At 68.8% G+C, this 15,955-nt stretch carries 14 protein-coding genes; 10 read left to right on the top strand and 4 right to left on the bottom strand.

The features are described from left to right. Positions 1-50 precede the first annotated feature (50 nt). Positions 51-458 (top strand): DoxX family protein, encoded by a 408-nt coding sequence (locus ASD28_RS21635; RefSeq protein ID WP_056133112.1) that lies wholly within the window; start codon positions 51-53, stop codon positions 456-458. On the opposite strand, the gene ASD28_RS21630 is transcribed toward ASD28_RS21635, so the two are convergent. From ASD28_RS21630 to ASD28_RS21620, 3 genes are read right to left on the bottom strand one after another with little or no spacing between them, the layout of a single operon-like run. Beyond that, positions 451-1,773: an MFS transporter gene (locus ASD28_RS21630; RefSeq protein ID WP_056133109.1), complete on the bottom strand. Its 1,323-nt coding sequence runs from the start codon at positions 1,771-1,773 to the stop codon at positions 451-453. The genes ASD28_RS21635 and ASD28_RS21630 overlap by 8 nt on opposite strands. A gap of 20 nt (positions 1,774-1,793) precedes the next feature. Continuing rightward, entirely contained in the window at positions 1,794-2,564 is a 771-nt protein-coding gene (locus tag ASD28_RS21625; RefSeq protein WP_056133106.1) for a substrate-binding domain-containing protein, read from the bottom strand. A gap of 13 nt (positions 2,565-2,577) precedes the next feature. Next, complete coding sequence (locus ASD28_RS21620) at positions 2,578-3,627, bottom strand: porin (RefSeq protein ID WP_160410432.1); 1,050 nt, start codon at positions 3,625-3,627, stop codon at positions 2,578-2,580. A gap of 107 nt (positions 3,628-3,734) precedes the next feature. Here ASD28_RS21620 and ASD28_RS21615 point away from each other — a divergent pair, with 107 nt between their 5' ends. Beyond that, positions 3,735-4,637 (top strand): LysR family transcriptional regulator, encoded by a 903-nt coding sequence (locus ASD28_RS21615; RefSeq protein ID WP_056133100.1) that lies wholly within the window; start codon positions 3,735-3,737, stop codon positions 4,635-4,637. Here ASD28_RS21615 and ASD28_RS21610 read toward each other — a convergent pair. Next, positions 4,631-5,497 (bottom strand): DMT family transporter, encoded by an 867-nt coding sequence (locus ASD28_RS21610; RefSeq protein WP_056133099.1) that lies wholly within the window; start codon positions 5,495-5,497, stop codon positions 4,631-4,633. The genes ASD28_RS21615 and ASD28_RS21610 overlap by 7 nt on opposite strands. Before the next feature lie 81 nt (positions 5,498-5,578). Here ASD28_RS21610 and ASD28_RS21605 point away from each other — a divergent pair, with 81 nt between their 5' ends. The 8 genes from ASD28_RS21605 (at position 5,579) to ASD28_RS21570 (ending at position 15,934) form a co-directional block, all read left to right on the top strand. Then, the gene (locus tag ASD28_RS21605; RefSeq protein ID WP_056133096.1) at positions 5,579-6,496 is read left to right on the top strand and encodes a LysR family transcriptional regulator; all 918 of its coding nucleotides are present in this window, start codon (positions 5,579-5,581) and stop codon (positions 6,494-6,496) included. A gap of 132 nt (positions 6,497-6,628) precedes the next feature. Beyond that, a complete protein-coding gene (locus tag ASD28_RS21600; protein WP_056133093.1) occupies positions 6,629-7,870 on the top strand; it encodes an ABC transporter substrate-binding protein in 1,242 nt (413 codons plus the stop codon). Between the two features lies 1 nt (position 7,871). Beyond that, positions 7,872-8,747, top strand: a complete 876-nt coding sequence (locus ASD28_RS21595) for a carbohydrate ABC transporter permease (protein WP_056133089.1) — start codon at positions 7,872-7,874, stop codon at positions 8,745-8,747. 2 nt (positions 8,748-8,749) lie between these two features. After that, positions 8,750-9,676: a carbohydrate ABC transporter permease gene (locus ASD28_RS21590; RefSeq protein ID WP_082577090.1), complete on the top strand. Its 927-nt coding sequence runs from the start codon at positions 8,750-8,752 to the stop codon at positions 9,674-9,676. Positions 9,677-9,679: 3 nt separating this feature from the next. Beyond that, positions 9,680-10,732 carry an ABC transporter ATP-binding protein gene (locus tag ASD28_RS21585; RefSeq protein WP_056133087.1) on the top strand — a complete coding sequence of 351 codons (1,053 nt, stop codon included), beginning with the start codon at positions 9,680-9,682 and terminating at the stop codon, positions 10,730-10,732. An 82-nt stretch (positions 10,733-10,814) separates the two neighbouring features. Continuing rightward, positions 10,815-11,843, top strand: a complete 1,029-nt coding sequence (locus tag ASD28_RS21580; protein ID WP_056133085.1) for a LacI family DNA-binding transcriptional regulator — start codon at positions 10,815-10,817, stop codon at positions 11,841-11,843. A gap of 90 nt (positions 11,844-11,933) precedes the next feature. Next, positions 11,934-13,313 (top strand): GH1 family beta-glucosidase, encoded by a 1,380-nt coding sequence (locus ASD28_RS21575; RefSeq protein WP_056133081.1) that lies wholly within the window; start codon positions 11,934-11,936, stop codon positions 13,311-13,313. A 110-nt stretch (positions 13,314-13,423) separates the two neighbouring features. Continuing rightward, positions 13,424-15,934, top strand: coding sequence for a glycoside hydrolase family 3 protein (locus ASD28_RS21570; protein ID WP_056133079.1), 2,511 nt, complete (start codon positions 13,424-13,426; stop codon positions 15,932-15,934). Positions 15,935-15,955: the final 21 nt, after the last annotated feature.

Raw genomic sequence — 15,955 nt, 5'->3', positions numbered from 1 at the left:
CAGGTGGCGTACCATGGGAGTATACAGTCGTGCTCACTCCAGGAGGGGATATGCAAAACCAGATGGACGATGGCGGCAAGCTGCTCCTGCGCGCCGTGCTGGCCGTGTTGATCCTGTTTCACGGCGTGTCGAAGCTGATCGGGGGCGTCGGCTTCATCGGCGGCATGCTGGCCAAGGCGGGGCTGCCGGGCGCCCTGGCCTATCTCGTTTACATCGGCGAGGTGATCGCGCCGCTGCTGATCCTGTTCGGCGTGTTCACGCGCGCCGCGGCGCTCGTCGTGGCCGTGAACATGATCGTCGCGCTGCTGCTGGTCCACACGAGCCAGTTCTTCACCCTGAGCGACACGGGCGGCTGGGCGCTCGAACTGCAGGGCATGTATCTCGGCGTCGCCGTCGCCATCGCCCTGCTCGGGGCGGGGCGCTACAGCGTCGGCGGCGCGGCCGGCCGCTTCAATTGACGGCCACGCGCTCCTTCACAATGCCGCGGTAGACGAGGAACGTCGCGAACAGGCTGATCGCGGCGGCCCCCGCCATCCACCAGCCGGGTGCGGCCTTGTCGCCCGTGGCTTCGATCAGCCACGTCGAGAACAGCGGCGTCATGCCGCCGAACAGCGCGGTCGCGAGGCTGTAGGCGAGCGAGAACCCGGTCGTGCGTACCTGCATCGGGATGATTTCCGTGAGCGCGACGATGGTGGCGCCGTTGTAGCTGCCGTACAGGAACGACAGCCACAGCTCGATCATCACCATATTGCCGAAGCTGGGATGCGCGATCAGCCACGACAAGGCCGGATACGCCGTCACGGCGGCCAGCGCCGAGCAGACGGCCATCACGGGCCAGCGGCCGATGCGGTCCGACAGGGCGCCCATCACGGGCAGCCAGATGAAGTTCGACACGCCGACGCACAGCGTCACGAGCAGGCTCTCCTCGGTGGAGAGTTTCAGCACGCTCTTGCCGAACGTGGGCGTGTACACGGTGATCAGGTAGAACGCGACGGTCGTCATCACGACCAGCATGGCGCCGGCCGTCACGATGGGCCAGTTCAGGGTCAGCGTGCGCATCACCTGGGGGAAGGTCGGGTGCGACTTCTGCGCGAGATACGCCTGCGTCTCCTGCAGCGAGCGGCGGATGTAGAAGACGACGGGGATGATCGAGCAGCCGATGAAGAACGGGATGCGCCAGCCCCAGTCGGCGATGACCTCCTTCGGCATCAGGTGGTTCAGGCCATAGCCCAGCGCCGCGGAGAACACGACGGCCACCTGCTGGCTGGCCGACTGCCAGCTCACGTAGTATCCCTTGTTGCCCGGCGTCGCCATCTCGGACAGGTAGACGGACACGCCGCCCAGTTCCACGCCCGCCGAAAAGCCCTGCAGCAGGCGGCCGGCCAGCACGAGCAGCGGCGCCATGAGGCCGATGGTCGCGTAGCCGGGCACGAACGCGATCAGCGCCGTGCCCGATGCCATGATGCCGAGCGTGAGCACGAGACCCTTGCGGCGGCCGATGCGGTCGACGTAGCTGCCCAGGAAGATGGCGCCCAGCGGCCGCATGAAGAAGCCCGCGCCGAACGTGGCGAACGTCATCATCAGCGCGGCGTACTCGCTGGTCGCCGGGAAGAACGCGCCCGCGATCTGGTTCGCGTAGAAGCCGAACAGGAAGAAATCGTACATCTCGATGAAATTCCCGCTCGTGACGCGGATGACGGCGCCGAGCTTCGATGGTCCGCGCGCGGGTGCTGCTGTCGCGGCGCGCGCCGCGACGGTGGTTTGACTGGTCATGATGTGTCTCCGGAGTGGGTTCAGTGCCGGGCCGCGACTGGTTCGAGTCCGGTGGCCTCGATGGCGGGCGCGTTCGCGGGGGCCGCGAGGAAGCGGAGCAGGGCGCGGCCCGCGTCCGCGTGGGGAGCGCCGCGCACGATGGCGCCGGCGAACTGCGTCTTCAACTGGACCTCGGCCGGCAGCACGCCGACGATGTCGATACCCTGCACGGGTTTCAGCTCGCTCCTTTGCTGGCAGCCGAAATCGGCTTCGCCGTGCGCGATGATCTCGCCCACCGGCGTGGCCGGGATCTGCGCGGCCTTGCCCTGCATCTGCTGCTGGATGCCCAGTTTATCCAGCAGTTCGCGCTTGATGTATTCGCCGCTCGCGCTGTCCGAGTACGCCACCTTCGACGCATGCAGGAAGGCCTGGCGCAGGCCGTCGACGGTGCCGATGTCGGGCTTCGGCACGCCATGGCGCACGGCGCACGCGATCGGGGAATCGGCGAGGATGACTTTGCTGCCCGGTTCCAGCTTCCCTTCGGTCATCAGCTTGTCCAGTGCGTCGCCGACCATGATGACGACATCGATATGTTCGCCGCGCGCAAGGCGCGCGGGAATCGCGTGCTTCGTCGCGCCCATCGACGGGCCCCACTCGGACACGAGCTTGTCGCCGCTCACGCGCTCGTACGGCCCGGACAAGTCCTTGTAGGCCTGGGCGAAACCGCCCGAGCTGACGACGTGCACGTCGGTGGCGTGGGCGATGCCGGCGGTGGCGAAGGCGAGGGCGGCCAGGGTGGTCTTGATGTACATAAGGGTCTCCTTGTCAGAATTTCTGCATGAGGCCGAGCGTGACGCCCGTGCCGTGGCGGTCCTTCGACGCGGCATCGCCGCGCCAGGCCGTGTAGTCGGCTTCCACATACGCCGTGGTGCGCGGCGCGAGCGTCTTTTCGACGAACAGGAAGCCGCGGTCGAAGCCGTCGTCGACGTAGCCGGTGGCCTCGCGCCGCACGCTGTACCAGGCGGTCGTCACGAGCAGGTCGCGCCCCAGCGGGCGGCTTACGCCCGCGGACAGCACGCGCTGATGCACGGTCCTGGCCGGTCCGGTGTCCGCGTCGTTGCGCGCCGCGTTGGCCTTCACCTGCCAGGCGCCGAGCCGCACGGCAGCGCCGAGGCTCCACGCATCGAGCGGCAGGCCGTCGCGGCTGCGGAACTGCATCGTCGCGCCGGAGACGACCCAGTCCGGGTGCTGGTACGCGAGAGCGACGCCATGGCTGCTCGAGGCGCCCGCATCGCCGGCCACTTCGCCCGCCGAATACGCGGCGCGCGCCTGCCACGGCCCCACGGTCGCCGTGTACTTGACCGTGTTGTCCAGGCGGTAGAAGTTGTCCGCGTAGCCGCTCGGACCATACTGGCGCCCGAACGCATGCGTGCCGAACGCCGTGTTCGAGAGGCCCGCCACGTTGATGTTCGGGTTGAACGACGCGTCGCGCTTGCCGAGCGGGTCGACGGGGACCAGCGCGTCGGAGATCAGGTTGGCCTGGCGTCCGAGGGCGAGCTGGCCGTAGGGGGAATCGAGGCCGGCCCAGGCCTGGCGGTCGAACAGGCGGTCGCTCTTGGCCTGCGTGCCGGTGTCGGCGCTGATGCCGCCTTCGAGCCGGAACACGGCCTTCCAGCCGCCGCCGAGATCTTCCTGGCCGCGCAGGCCCCAGCGGCTGGTCTGGTTCACGCCGCTTGCGACGGATGTCGTGCTGCCGGCCAGGCCGTCGACGGCGCGCAGGCCGACGTCGACGATGCCGTAGAGATTGACGCTGGTCTGGGCGAGGCTGGTGCCGCTGGCAAGCAGCAATACGGTGAGGGCGCAGGATTGGCGCACGGTGTCTCCTTGTGATGCCTTCTTGGCGAGGCTGATGGGTAAGTGGCTAGATCATCCGATAAAACGAATGATTTGATAATTGCAAATTTCCAGCGTATTCTTGCGTCATGCGCATCAATTACGATCTTCATGACTTGCAGGCGTTCGTGGCCGTGGCGCAACGGGCCAGCTTCCGGCAGGCCGCGGCCGACCTGTTCCTGTCCCAGTCGGCGTTGAGCCGGCGCATCGACAAGCTCGAGGACAGCTTGGGCGTCAAGCTGTTCGAGCGGACCACGCGCCGCGTGCAGCTGACGAACGTCGGCCAGACCTTCCTCGTCAACGTGCGCACGGCGCTGGACGGTCTGGAAGACGCGGTGCTCGGCGTGGCCGATCTCGCGGCCCATCGCACCGGCTCCGTCACGCTCGCGTGCGTGCCGTCCGCCGTGTGGCACTTCCTGCCGGACGTCCTGGCGCGCTTCAGCGAGCGCTTCCCGCGCATCCGCGTGCGCGTGCACGACGAGAGCGCGCAGGACGTGCTGAACCTCGTACTGGCGGGCGTAGCGGATTTCGGCATCAACTTCACCGGCGCGGAAAACCCGGAGATCGAGTTCGAGCCGATCTACGTGGAGAGCTATGTGCTGGCGATGCGCAGCAGCCATCCGCTCGCGGGCCGCAAGGAGCTCAGTTGGAAGGAGACCATGAACGAGCGCTACATCTCGGTCGCGACGTCGAGCGGCAACCGTACCGTCATCGACGCGGCGCTGGCCGGCGTCGAAAAGCACCCGGTGATCCTGTGCGAGGTGAACCACGTGTCCGGTGTGCTGGCCCTCGTCGAGGCGGGGATGGGCGTGGCCGCCGTGCCCGGCCTGTCCGTGCTGCCGGGCCGTCAGGACACGATCGTCGGCGTGCCGCTCGTGAACCCGGCCATCCACCGGACCCTGGGCCTGATCGCCAAGCGCAACCACACGATGGCCCCGGCCGCGCGCACGCTGTTCGACATGCTGCGGGAAGCCTTGGTGAAACCTCAGTGAAGCCGTGAGCGGCGCTGGCTCCACAGCAGCCCGGCCAGCACGAGCGCACCGCCGGCCGCGTGGTAGCCGCGCAGCCGTTCGCCCAGCAATCCCCACGCGCCCAGCGCGACCAGCAGCGGCAGCAGGTTCATGAAGACGGCGGCGCGCGCGGGGCCGATCCGCTTGATGCCGTTCATCCAGCAGAACGGCGCCCCGATCGACGCGGCGGTGCCGGCGTACAGGACCAGCGGCAGGTTGGCGGCCGTGACCGGCGAGGCGGGCGCGCACCACCAGAACGGCGCGAGGCAGAGTACGCCGAAGCCGATCTGCACGTACAGCTGTTCCCAGGTCGACAGCGGCAGCGCCCAGCGCTTGAGCAGGACGCCATACACGGCGTTCGACGCGACGGCGACGACCATCAACGCATCGCCGGGATGCAGTCCGCCGTGGAGCAGCCGCGCCGGCGCGCCCTGCGCCGCGAGGACGACCACGCCGGCCAGCGACAGCAGGGCGCCGCCGATCGTCGCCCGCGTCGGACGCGCGCCGCCGGCCGCCGCGGCCAGCAGCGCGGACATCAGCGGCATCGTGGCGACGATCACGCCCATGTTGATCGCCGTCGTCGTCCGCGCCGCCTGGTAGGCCAGTCCCTGGTAGGTCGCCATGCCGAGGGCGCCCAGCAGCGCGAGTTTGGGCCAGTGCCGCGCCACGACGGCGCGCTTGTGCCACACGGCGCGCGCGACGAACGGCGTGAGGATCGCGCCGGCGAGCACCCAACGGTAAAAGGCGATGGCGGCCGGTGCGATGGCGGTGGCCGCCGATTTGGTGACCAGCGTGTTGCCGGTCCAGATGCACACGGCCAGCAGGGGAAAGAGTGTATTCATGCCGCCATCATCATCCGGCCGCGGGCCGTGCGTAAAGTGATATCCTTGCAGGCAACCCGTGCACCGTATGCAGCATTCGCGATGACCCTCCAGACGCTCGACCTCAATCTCCTCGTCGACCTCGACGCCCTGCTGCAGGCGGGCAGCGTGGCGGGCGCGGCACAACGCCTGCACGTGAGCGCGCCGGCGATGAGCCGCCGCCTCGCGCGGCTGCGCGATGCATTCGGCGACCCGCTGTTCGTGCCGGCCGGGCGCGGCCTCGTGCCGACGTCGCGCGCGCTTGCGCTGCGCGAGGCGGTCACCCACGCCATCGACCAGGTGCGCGGCGTGCTGCAGCCGCCGCGCGTGGATTTTGCGACCCTGGAACGGACGTTCACGATCCGCGCCAACGACGGTTTCGCCGGCGCGTGGGCGGCAAGGCTGGCGGCCGCGATGCGCGCCGAGGCGCCGGGCACCGCACTGCAGTTCCTGCCGCGCGCGAGCCGGGATCCGGACGCGCTGCGCAGCGGCGAGGTCGACCTCGACATCCTCGTCGTGAAGGGGCCGGAGCCGGGCATCCTCACCGAGCGGCTGTTCACGGCGTCGTTCGTCGGCGTCGTGCGGCGCGGCCACCCCTTGTGCGCCGGGCGCCGCCGCGCCAGAATCACGGCGGAGGCATTCGTCGCGTGGCAGCACATCGCCACGTCGCCCGGGCGGCGCTCGTGCGCGGCGGTCGACGTGGCCCTGGCCGAGCGGGGCCTGCGCCGCACCGTCGCCCTCGTCGCGCCGGGATTCCAGGCCGCGCTGGCGATGGCCCTGGCGTCCGACTTCGTCGCCGTGATGCCGGCGCCGTTCGTGCAGTGGGCGATGACGACGATGCCGCTGCAGACGTTTGCGCTGCCGTTCGCGCTGCCGGCCGTGGACGTGGAACAGTGCTGGCACCAGCGCCAGCATGCCGACCCCGTCCACGCGTGGCTGCGGCGCCACGTCCAGGCCGTGTGCGCGCAGGCGGCAGGCTAGGGCGTTGTTTTGTTTGACACTGATTTTTTTGGGATGTTATAGTCGGACCATGCCCATGGGAACGTTTCCATGGCATGCCGAGTACGTATAAAAAAGGCGCCGGCCCCGCCAGGACGCCATCACGGAGACAGCATGTACGGAACCCGCAGGGCGTTGCTGTGCGCCTCACTGTGCGCATGGCTGTGCGCGACCGCAAGCGCGGCGCATGGCGGTCCACGGGCCGAGGTGATCCACTGGTGGACGTCCGGCGGCGAATCGGCCGCCGTGAAGCAGGTCGAGCAGGCCTACCGCGACGCCGGCGGCACGTGGGTCGACACCGCCATCGCGGGCGGCGACCAGTCGCGCGCCGTCACCATCAACCGCATCATCGGCGGCAATCCGCCGACCGCCGCCCAGTTCAACACGTCGAAGCAGTTCCTCGACATCATCGAGGAAGACCTGCTGAATCCCGTCGACGATCTCGCCCGGCGCGACCGCTGGGACCAGGTGCTGCCCGCGCCCATCGTCGACGTGATCAAGGTGCGCGGCCACTGGTATGCCGTGCCGATGAACATCCACATGCAGACGTGGATCTGGTACTCGAAGGCGGCGTTCGCGAAGGCCGGCATCACGCGCGAGCCCGCGACGATGGACGAGCTGTTCGCGGCCCTCGACAAGCTGAAGGCGGCGGGCGTGATCCCGCTCGCGCACGGCGGCCAGGCGTGGCAGGACATCCTGCTGTTTTCGATGGTCCTGTCGAACATGGGCGGGCGCGAGCTATATTTGAAGGTGATCCGGGACCGCGACCAGGCCGCGATCCGTTCCGCCGAATTTCGCAAGGTCCTCGTCGCGTACAAGCGCCTGCAGGGCTACGTCGATCCGGCGTCGCCGGGCCGCAACTGGAACGACGCGACGGCGCTCGTCATCGGCGGCAAGGCCGGCATGCAGATCATGGGCGACTGGGCCAAGGGAGAATTCATCGCCGCCGGCCAGGCGCCGGGCCGCCAGTTCGGCTGCCTGCCGGGCCTGGGCGCGGACAGCCCCTACCTGATCCAGGGCGACGTGTTCGTGTTCCCCAAAACGGACGATGCGGGTGCGCTGCGCGCGCAGAAACTGCTCGCGAGCGTGGTCGAGAATCCGGGCGTGCAACTCGCGTTCAACAAGCTGAAAGGCTCGGTGCCCGTGCGGCTCGATGCGGACGACAGCCAGTTCGACGCGTGCGCGCGCAAGGGCATGGCGATCCTGCGCGACCCGAAGCGACCCGTCGGCGTCGCCGAGGTGTACCTGACCCCGGACCAGAACGGCGCGCTGCAGGACGTGCTGACCGCCTACTGGAACACCAGCATGCCCGTCGAACGGGCCCAGAACAGCATCGCGTCGGCGCTGCGCTACTGACATGGCGACCCTGAAGCTCTCCCGTGTGACGCCTTATGCCGCGCTGCTGCCGATGGCCCTCGTCGCCGCACTCGGCTATCTCGGCGCCGGCCTGTGGACCTTTTATATTTCGCTGACCGGCTCGCGCACGTTCCCATCCGGGCACTTCATCGGGCTCGCCCAATACCACCGGCTGTTCGACAACGAGCGCTGGATGCTTTCCCTGCACAACCTGGCCGCGTACGGCGTGCTGTTCGTGCTGGCCTGCCTCGTGATCGGTTTCCTGCTCGCGGTATTCATCGACCAGAACGTGAAGGGCGAGGGTGTGTTCCGCACGATCTTCCTGTACCCGTACGCGATGTCGTTCGTGGCGACAGGCCTCGTGTGGCAATGGCTGCTGACGCCGGGCGACGGCATCGACGGCAGCCTGCGCGCGCTCGGGTTCCACGACGTCCGCTTCGACTGGATCGTGTCGCAGGAACTCGCCATCTACACCGTCGTCATCGCCACCGTGTGGCAGATGTCCGGCCTCGTGATGGCGCTGATGCTGGCGGGCCTGCGCGGCGTCGACCCCGAAATCTGGAAGGCGGCGCGCCTGGACGGCATCCCCGCGTGGCGCGTGTACGCGCAGATCGTCCTGCCGATGCTGTGGCCGACGATCGCCACCGTCCTCCTGTTGCTGGCGACCGCGGTGGCGAAGCTGTACGATGCCGTCGTCGCGATGACGCAGGGCGGCCCCGGCATCGCCAGCGAGGTCCCGGCCAAGTTCATCATGGACCACCTGTTCCTGCGCTCGAACGTGGGCCTGGCGTCGGCCGGCGCGATCGTGCTGCTCGTGCCGGTGCTCGCGCTGCTCGCGCCCTATGCCTATGCCCGCAGCCGCAAGGAGGCCGCATGAAAATGGAATCGATCGTCCCGCCGTTGCCGGCCGTGCCGGCCGGCGCCGCGCCATCGAGGGCCGCCCGGCGCGCGCGCCGCCGCTGGACGCCGGCCCGCATCGGCCTGTACGTGTTCCTGCTGGGCGCCGCGCTGTTCTTCCTGCTGCCGCTGTACGTGATGATCGTGACGTCGCTGAAGTCGATGGACGAGATCCGCCAGGGCGGCATCTTCGCGCTGCCGCACGCGCCGACGCTGGCGCCGTGGCGCCTCGCGTGGAGCGGCGTGTGCACGGGCGCCGCGTGCGACGGCGTGCGTACCGGCTTCTGGAATTCCGTCGCCATCACCGTGCCGTCGACGATCCTGACCATCCTGCTGGGCGCCGTGAACGGGTACGCGCTGTCGTTCTGGCGGCCGCGCGGCGCGAACCTCCTGTTCGGCATCCTGATGGCGGGCGCGTTCGTGCCCGTGCAGGTGATGATCTACCCGCTCGTGCGCGTGATGGCGCTGGCCGGCATCTTCGGCAGCCTGCCCGCGATCGTGCTCGTGCACCTCGTGTTCGGCATGCCCGTCATGACCCTGTTGTTCCGGAATTACTACTGCAACGTGCCGCACGAGCTGTTCCAGGCCGCGCGCATCGACGGCGGCGGGTTCTGGCGCATCTTCCTGCAGGTGATGTTGCCGATGTCGCTGCCGGTCGTCGTCGTCGCGGCGATCATGCAGGTGACGGGCGTGTGGAACGACTACATCCTCGGCCTCGTGTTCGCGGGGCGCGACAACATGCCGATGATGGTCCAGCTGAACAACGTGATCAACACGACGACCGGGGTGCGGCAGTACAACGTGAACATGGCGGCGACGATCCTCACCGCGCTCGTGCCGCTCGCGCTGTACTTCGTCTCGGGCCGCTGGTTCGTGCGCGGCATCGCTGCCGGCGCCGTGAAAGGATAGGGAATGGCGAACGTCTCGCTGCGCAAACTGAACATCGTCCTGGGCGGCAAGCCCATCATCCGTGACCTCGACCTCTGCGTGGAACCGGGCGAATTCCTCGTGCTGCTCGGCCCCTCCGGCTGCGGCAAGTCGACCTTGTTGCACAGTATCGCGGGCCTCGTCGACAGCGATTCCGGCGCCATCGAGATCGGCGGCCGCGACATGACCGACGCCGATCCGAGCGAGCGCGGGATCGGCATGGTGTTCCAGTCGTATGCGCTGTACCCGACGATGACGGTCGAGGACAATATGTCGTTCGGCCTGCGCATCGCCGGCACGCCGAAGGCCGAGATCCGCCGCCGCGTGGACCGCGCCGCCGCCATGCTGCAGCTGGATGCGCTGCTGCGCCGCAAGCCCGCGCAGCTGTCGGGCGGCCAGCGGCAGCGCGTCGCGATCGGGCGCGCGCTCGTGCGCGAGGCGCAGGTGTTCCTGTTCGACGAGCCGCTGTCGAACCTGGACGCCAAGCTGCGCGCGGAACTGCGCCGCGAACTCAAGTTACTGCACCAGACGCTCGGCTCGACGATGATCTACGTGACGCACGACCAGGTGGAAGCGATGACGCTCGCGACCCGCATCGTCGTCATGCAGGGCGGAGAAATCCAGCAGATCGGCACGCCGCTGGACGTGTACGAGCGACCCGCGAACCGCTTCGTCGCGGGCTTCCTCGGCGCGCCGGCGATGGCGTTCGTCGAAGGGACGCTGGACGCGCAGGGACGTTTCGAGGCGGATGGCATGCGCTACCTGCAGGAAGACGCGTCGCGTCCCGCCGGCCGGTCCGCGGTGCTGGGGATCCGCCCCGAGCACGTGGCGATCCAGCCCGACGGCGACTTCGTCGGCGAAGTGACGCTGGTGGAACCGATGGGCAACCACCAGGTCGTGTGGCTGCGCCGCGGGAAGGCGACGCTGGCGTCGCTCGTGCACGATGCCCGCAGCTACGCGCTGGGCGAGCGCGTGGCCTTTTCGATCGACACGGCGCGGGTGTCGCTGTTCGACCCGGTCACCGGAAATCGCCTCTAGACACGGCAACGACGAGAAGCCGCCTTGGAAGGCGGCAAATGCAGTATCCTTCGGACGAATCGACAGCATTGAGGAACAGTTTGTGGCAACTATCAAGGACGTAGCGAAGCTGGCCGGCGTGGGACTGGGCACCGCGTCGCGCGTGGTGAGCGGGAAGGGCTCCGTGTCGCCGGCGACGCTGGCGCGCGTGAAGAAGGCAATCGACGAGCTGGGCTTCCGGCCGTCGCACGCGGCGCGCGCGCTGCTGTCCGGCACGAGCCGCATGGTCGGCGTGTACATCCCCGTGCTGAGCGGGACGTTCTACACGCCGATCCTGCAGATCATCGACACGGAACTGCGCGCGGCCGGCGTGCACATGGTGCTCGCGTTCGGCGTAGGCCTCGGCGACGAGCGCCGCCAGGCCATCGAGGGCGTCGAATTCCTCGTCGAACGCGGCTGCGACGGCCTCGTGGTGATGACGAGCGCGCTGCTGGAAGAAGACGTGGCCGCGCTGGGCGCCAAGTCCGGCCAGCTCGTCGCGCTGAACCACAGTTTCGATTCCATGTCCAACCAGTGCTTCACCGTCGACCACACGCTGGGCGGGCGTCTCGCGGCGCGCGCGCTGCTGGACCACAAGCACCGCAAGATCGCCGTCGTCGAAGGCCCGCGCCAGCTGGAAGACAACCGCGCCCGTATCGACGGCTTCATGAGCGAGCTGCGCGACAACGGCATCGACCCCGCGAAGATCTGGCGCCTGGAGAGCGACTTTTCGCCGGCCGGCGGCTGGGCCGCGGCCAAGCAGCTGCTCGACTCGGGCTACCCGTGCACGGCGCTGTTCTGCGCGAACGACGAGATGGCCGTGGGCGCGCTGTCGTACTTCCAGGAGGCGGGCATCCGCGTGCCGCACGACCTGTCCGTGCTGGGCTACGACGACACGCCGAGTGCCGCCTTCTCCGCGCCGCGCCTCACGTCCGTGCACATGCCGTGGCGCGAGATGACGCAGAACGGCATCAACGCCTTGCTGAACCTGTGCTACGACATGCGCCGTCCCGTCACGCGCGAATTCCCCGTCAGCGTGACGTTGCGCGCCTCGCTGGCCAAGGCCCCGAGCGCGAAGCGAAAGGCCGCCTGACCCGACTTCCCGATCCGGCGCGCCGCCGCGTGCGCGCCTTTTTTTGCGGCGCCTCTGGAAAGCTTTCCAATCACAACGACACACATCACGATGACCACCTACGATATCTTCCCGGGCGCCGACGGCCCGGAACCGCAGGCGCCGCAGCGCGCCGACTTCGGCTCCGATTTCCTGTGGGGCTGCGCGACGTCGTCGTACCAGATCGAGGGCGCCGGCACCGTGGACGGCCGGGTCGAATCGATCTGGGACCGGTTCGCGGCGACGCCCGGCAGGATCCGCGACGGTTCCTCCGGCGCGGTCGCCTGCGACCATTACCACCGCTGGCCGGCGGACCTCGACATCGGCCGCGACCTGGGCCTGAACGCCTACCGCTTCTCGATCGCATGGCCGCGCATCTGCGACGGGGTGAGCGAGACACCGAATGCGAAAGGCCTCGATTTCTACGACCGCCTCGTCGACGGCATGCTGGAGCGGGGCCTGCAGCCGTGGGCCACGCTGTACCACTGGGACCTGCCGCAATGGCTGCAGGACCGCGGCGGCTGGGCGTCGCGCGACACGGTCGACGCGTTCGTGGACATGGCCGACGCGGTGACGCGCCGCCTCGGCGACCGCGTGGGCCACTGGATCACGCACAACGAGCCGTGGTGCACGGCCATCATCGGCAATTACGAGGGCTGGCATGCGCCGGGCCTGACGGACCTCGGCACGGCGCTGCAGGTCGCGCACCACGTGCTGCTGTCGCACGGCAGGGCGGTGCCCGTGATCCGCGCGAACGTGCCCGGCGCGCAGGCCGGCATCTCGCTCAGCCTGCACCCGCTGCGGCCCGCGAGCGCCGCGCCGCAGGACGTCGCCGCGATGGATCGCCACGACGGCCTGCGCTACCGCTGGTTCCTCGACCCGCTGTACGGCCGCGGCTATCCGGAAGCGACGCTCGCGCAAGTGGGCAAGGCGGCGCCCGTCGTGCTGCCGGGCGACCTGGCCGACATCGCCGTGCCGACCGACTTCCTCGGCGTGAATTACTACTTCCCGGAGACGGTGGCGAACGATCCGGACCACGGTCCGCTCGGCGCCCGCATCCTGCCGGCGCAAGGGGAGATCACGGCAATGGGCTGGCCCGTGGCGCCGCAGGGGCTGTCCGAACTGCTGGCCCGGGTCGACCGCGACTACCGTCCCGGCCCGTTGTACGTGACCGAAAACGGCTCGTGCTACGACGACGTGGTGACGGGCGACGGTGCCGTGCGCGACGTCGAACGCAGACGCTACCTGATGCGCCACCTGGCCGCGCTGCGCCAGGCCGTGGCCGATGGCGTCCCAGTGAAAGGCTATTTCGCGTGGAGCCTGCTGGACAATTTCGAGTGGGCGGAAGGCTATCTGCGCCGCTTCGGCCTTGTGCACGTGGATTACGCCACGCAGGAGCGCCGGCTGAAGGACAGCGCGAAGTGGTATCGCACGTTCCTGCGGGGGCTGTGAACGAGAGCGGGTGATTGACAGCGCGCGCGTTTGCAGTCAATATCTGCGGGGTCGATTGGAATCGTTTCCAATCCACCGCCCACGATAACGAACCGCCCCTGGAGACCCGCATGACCACCCATCGCCCCAGCCACATCCGGCTCGCCGTCGCGTCCGCGCTGGCCGCCGCCGCGTTCTGCGCGACGGCCGCGCCGCAGATCACGGCCTGGCCGCACCTGAAGAGCGCGATCGCGCCCGACGCCGCCCTCGAGGCGCGCGTGCGCGAGATCGTCGGCCGCATGACGCTCGCGCAGAAGATCGGCCAGATGACGCAGGCCGAACTCAAGGCCGTGACGCCGGACGACATGCGCACGTACTACCTCGGCTCCGTGCTGAACGGCGGCGGCAGCTGGCCGCACAACGACAAGCACGCAAGCGCCGGCGACTGGTTGAAGCTGGCCGACGCGTTCTACGACGCCTCGATGGCGACGGACATGGCGGTCAAGGTCCCGATGATCTGGGGCACGGACGCCGTCCACGGCCACAACAACGTCTACGGCGCCACCATGTTCCCCCACAATATCGGCCTCGGCGCGGCGCGCGACCCGGAATTGGTGCAGGCCATCGGCGCCGCGACGGGCAAGGCCGTGCGCGCGACGGGCATCGCATGGGTGTTCGGCCCGACCGTCGCCGTCGTGCGCGACGACCGCTGGGGGCGCACTTACGAAAGCTTTTCGGAGGACCCGCAACTGGTGCGACGCCTGTCCGGTCCATACGTGACGGGCCTGCAGGGCGCGCTGAAGGACGACGCGAACGTCATCGCCAGCATCAAGCACTACATGGCCGACGGCGGCACGGAGTTCGGCATCAATATGGGGGTCGCGAAGGTCAGCGAGCGCGACATGATGAATATCCACGCGCAGGGATACTACGCCGGCATCGAGGCGGGCGCGCAGACGGTCATGGCCTCGTTCAATTCATGGAACGACGTGGCGGCCGGCAAGGACTACGGCAAGGTGCACGGCAGCCGCTATATGCTCACCGATATCCTGAAGGACAAGATGGGCTTCGACGGGTTCGTCGTCACGGACTGGAACGGACACGGCGAAGTGCCGGGCTGTCGCAACGACGGCTGCGCCCAGGCCATCAACGCGGGCATCGACATGGTGATGGTGCCGAACGACTGGAAGGCCTTCATTTCCAATACGATCAGGGACGTCGAGGCGGGCCGTATTCCGATGGCGCGCATCGACGACGCCGTCAGCCGCATCGTGCGCGTGAAGCTGCGCGCCGGCGTGTTCGACAAGCGCCCGTCGCAATCCGCATGGGCCGGCAAGGACGACGCGCTGCTTGCGAAGGACCTGGGCCGCCGCGCGGTGCGCGAATCGCTCGTGCTGCTGAAGAACGAAGGACCGGCGCTGCCGCTGGCCACGAACAAGCGCATCCTCGTCGTCGGCAAGGCCGCCGACAGCATGGCCAACCAGACCGGCGGCTGGGCGCTGACGTGGCAGGGCACGGCGAACACGAACGCCGATTTCCCGAAGGCCGAGACGATCCTCGCGGGGTTGAAGGCGGCCGGCGCGGACGTCACGTACAGCGCGGACGCCGCCGCCGTGGATCCGGCCAGGTTCGATGCCGTCATCGCCGTGATCGGCGAGGCGCCCTATGCGGAAGGCGACGGCGATATCGTGCCGTCCGGGACGCTGCGCCATTCGAGCCGCTATCCGGAAGACCTGGCGGTGCTGCAGAAAGTGCACGGCAAGGGCAAGCCCGTGGTGACCGTGTTCCTGTCCGGCCGCCCGCTGTGGGTGAACGATTTGCTGAACCTGTCGGACACGTTCATCGCGGCATGGCTGCCGGGCACGGAAGGCAAGGGCGTGTCGGACCTGCTCGTCACCGGCAAAGGCGCGAAACCTTATGAGTTCAAGGGCAAGCTGTCGTTCTCCTGGCCGAAATCCGTGTGCCAGACGCCGCTGAACGTGGGCGACGCCGGCTATGCGCCGCTGTTCGCGTACGGCTACGGCCTTAAGCGCGGCCAGCGTTCGCATATCGGCACGCTGGATGCGACGTATCCGGCCGGCGGCTGCAGCGCGTCCGATACGTATCCGGTGTACGGCCAGGCGGATCGCGCGAGCTTCCCGCTGCGGATCGTCAGCGGCACGGCCGTGCAGCCGTTGGGCGCCGACCTCAATGCGGGTACGAGCCTGCCGGGCATCTCGGTGGCCATTGCCCAGATCAAGACGCAGCAGGATGCGAAGCTCGTCACGTGGACGGCGCCGGCGGCGTTCGAGGCGCACGGCGGCAAGCCGCTCGCGCTGCCGGCCGCGCTGGCGGACAAGGGCGTGCTGCGCTTCGACACGATCGTGCAGCAGGCGCCCGCCGGCAAGGTGACGATCGCGATGGCCTGCGGCGCCGCCGCCTGCGGCACGCCGCTGGATGCGACCAGGCTGTTCACGGGCCTGGCCGGCAAGGGTCGGCAGGAGGTCGCGATCCCGCTGGCGTGCTTCCGCGCGCGCGGCGCGGACCTGGCAAGAATCGACACGCCGTTCCGCGTGACGAGCGACGGCGTTTTCACGGCCGCCTTCGGCAACGTCGACGTGAGCGTGGGCGCCGCCACCGTCCGATGCGAGGACCTGCGATAAGCGGCTTGCGCCTGCCGGCCG

The sequence above is a fragment of the Massilia sp. Root133 genome, assembly GCF_001426525.1.
In the GTDB taxonomy this organism is placed as follows: Bacteria; Pseudomonadota; Gammaproteobacteria; order Burkholderiales; family Burkholderiaceae_D; genus Telluria; species Telluria orientalis.
This window is presented reverse-complemented; position numbering and strand designations above follow the sequence as displayed.

Bases quoted from the DNA above. Each gene is read 5' to 3' on its own strand.
- ASD28_RS21625 (WP_056133106.1), bottom strand. From the start codon at position 2,564: ATGTACATCAAGACCACCCTGGCCGCCCTCGCCTTCGCCACCGCCGGC.
- ASD28_RS21595 (WP_056133089.1), top strand. From the start codon at position 7,872: ATGGCGACCCTGAAGCTCTCCCGTGTGACGCCTTATGCCGCGCTGCTG.
- ASD28_RS21570 (WP_056133079.1), top strand. From the start codon at position 13,424: ATGACCACCCATCGCCCCAGCCACATCCGGCTCGCCGTCGCGTCCGCG.
- ASD28_RS21575 (WP_056133081.1), top strand. From the start codon at position 11,934: ATGACCACCTACGATATCTTCCCGGGCGCCGACGGCCCGGAACCGCAG.
- ASD28_RS21635 (WP_056133112.1), top strand. From the start codon at position 51: ATGCAAAACCAGATGGACGATGGCGGCAAGCTGCTCCTGCGCGCCGTG.
- ASD28_RS21610 (WP_056133099.1), bottom strand. From the start codon at position 5,497: ATGAATACACTCTTTCCCCTGCTGGCCGTGTGCATCTGGACCGGCAAC.
- ASD28_RS21600 (WP_056133093.1), top strand. From the start codon at position 6,629: ATGTACGGAACCCGCAGGGCGTTGCTGTGCGCCTCACTGTGCGCATGG.
- ASD28_RS21605 (WP_056133096.1), top strand. From the start codon at position 5,579: ATGACCCTCCAGACGCTCGACCTCAATCTCCTCGTCGACCTCGACGCC.
- ASD28_RS21630 (WP_056133109.1), bottom strand. From the start codon at position 1,773: ATGACCAGTCAAACCACCGTCGCGGCGCGCGCCGCGACAGCAGCACCC.
- ASD28_RS21590 (WP_082577090.1), top strand. From the start codon at position 8,750: ATGGAATCGATCGTCCCGCCGTTGCCGGCCGTGCCGGCCGGCGCCGCG.
- ASD28_RS21585 (WP_056133087.1), top strand. From the start codon at position 9,680: ATGGCGAACGTCTCGCTGCGCAAACTGAACATCGTCCTGGGCGGCAAG.
- ASD28_RS21615 (WP_056133100.1), top strand. From the start codon at position 3,735: ATGCGCATCAATTACGATCTTCATGACTTGCAGGCGTTCGTGGCCGTG.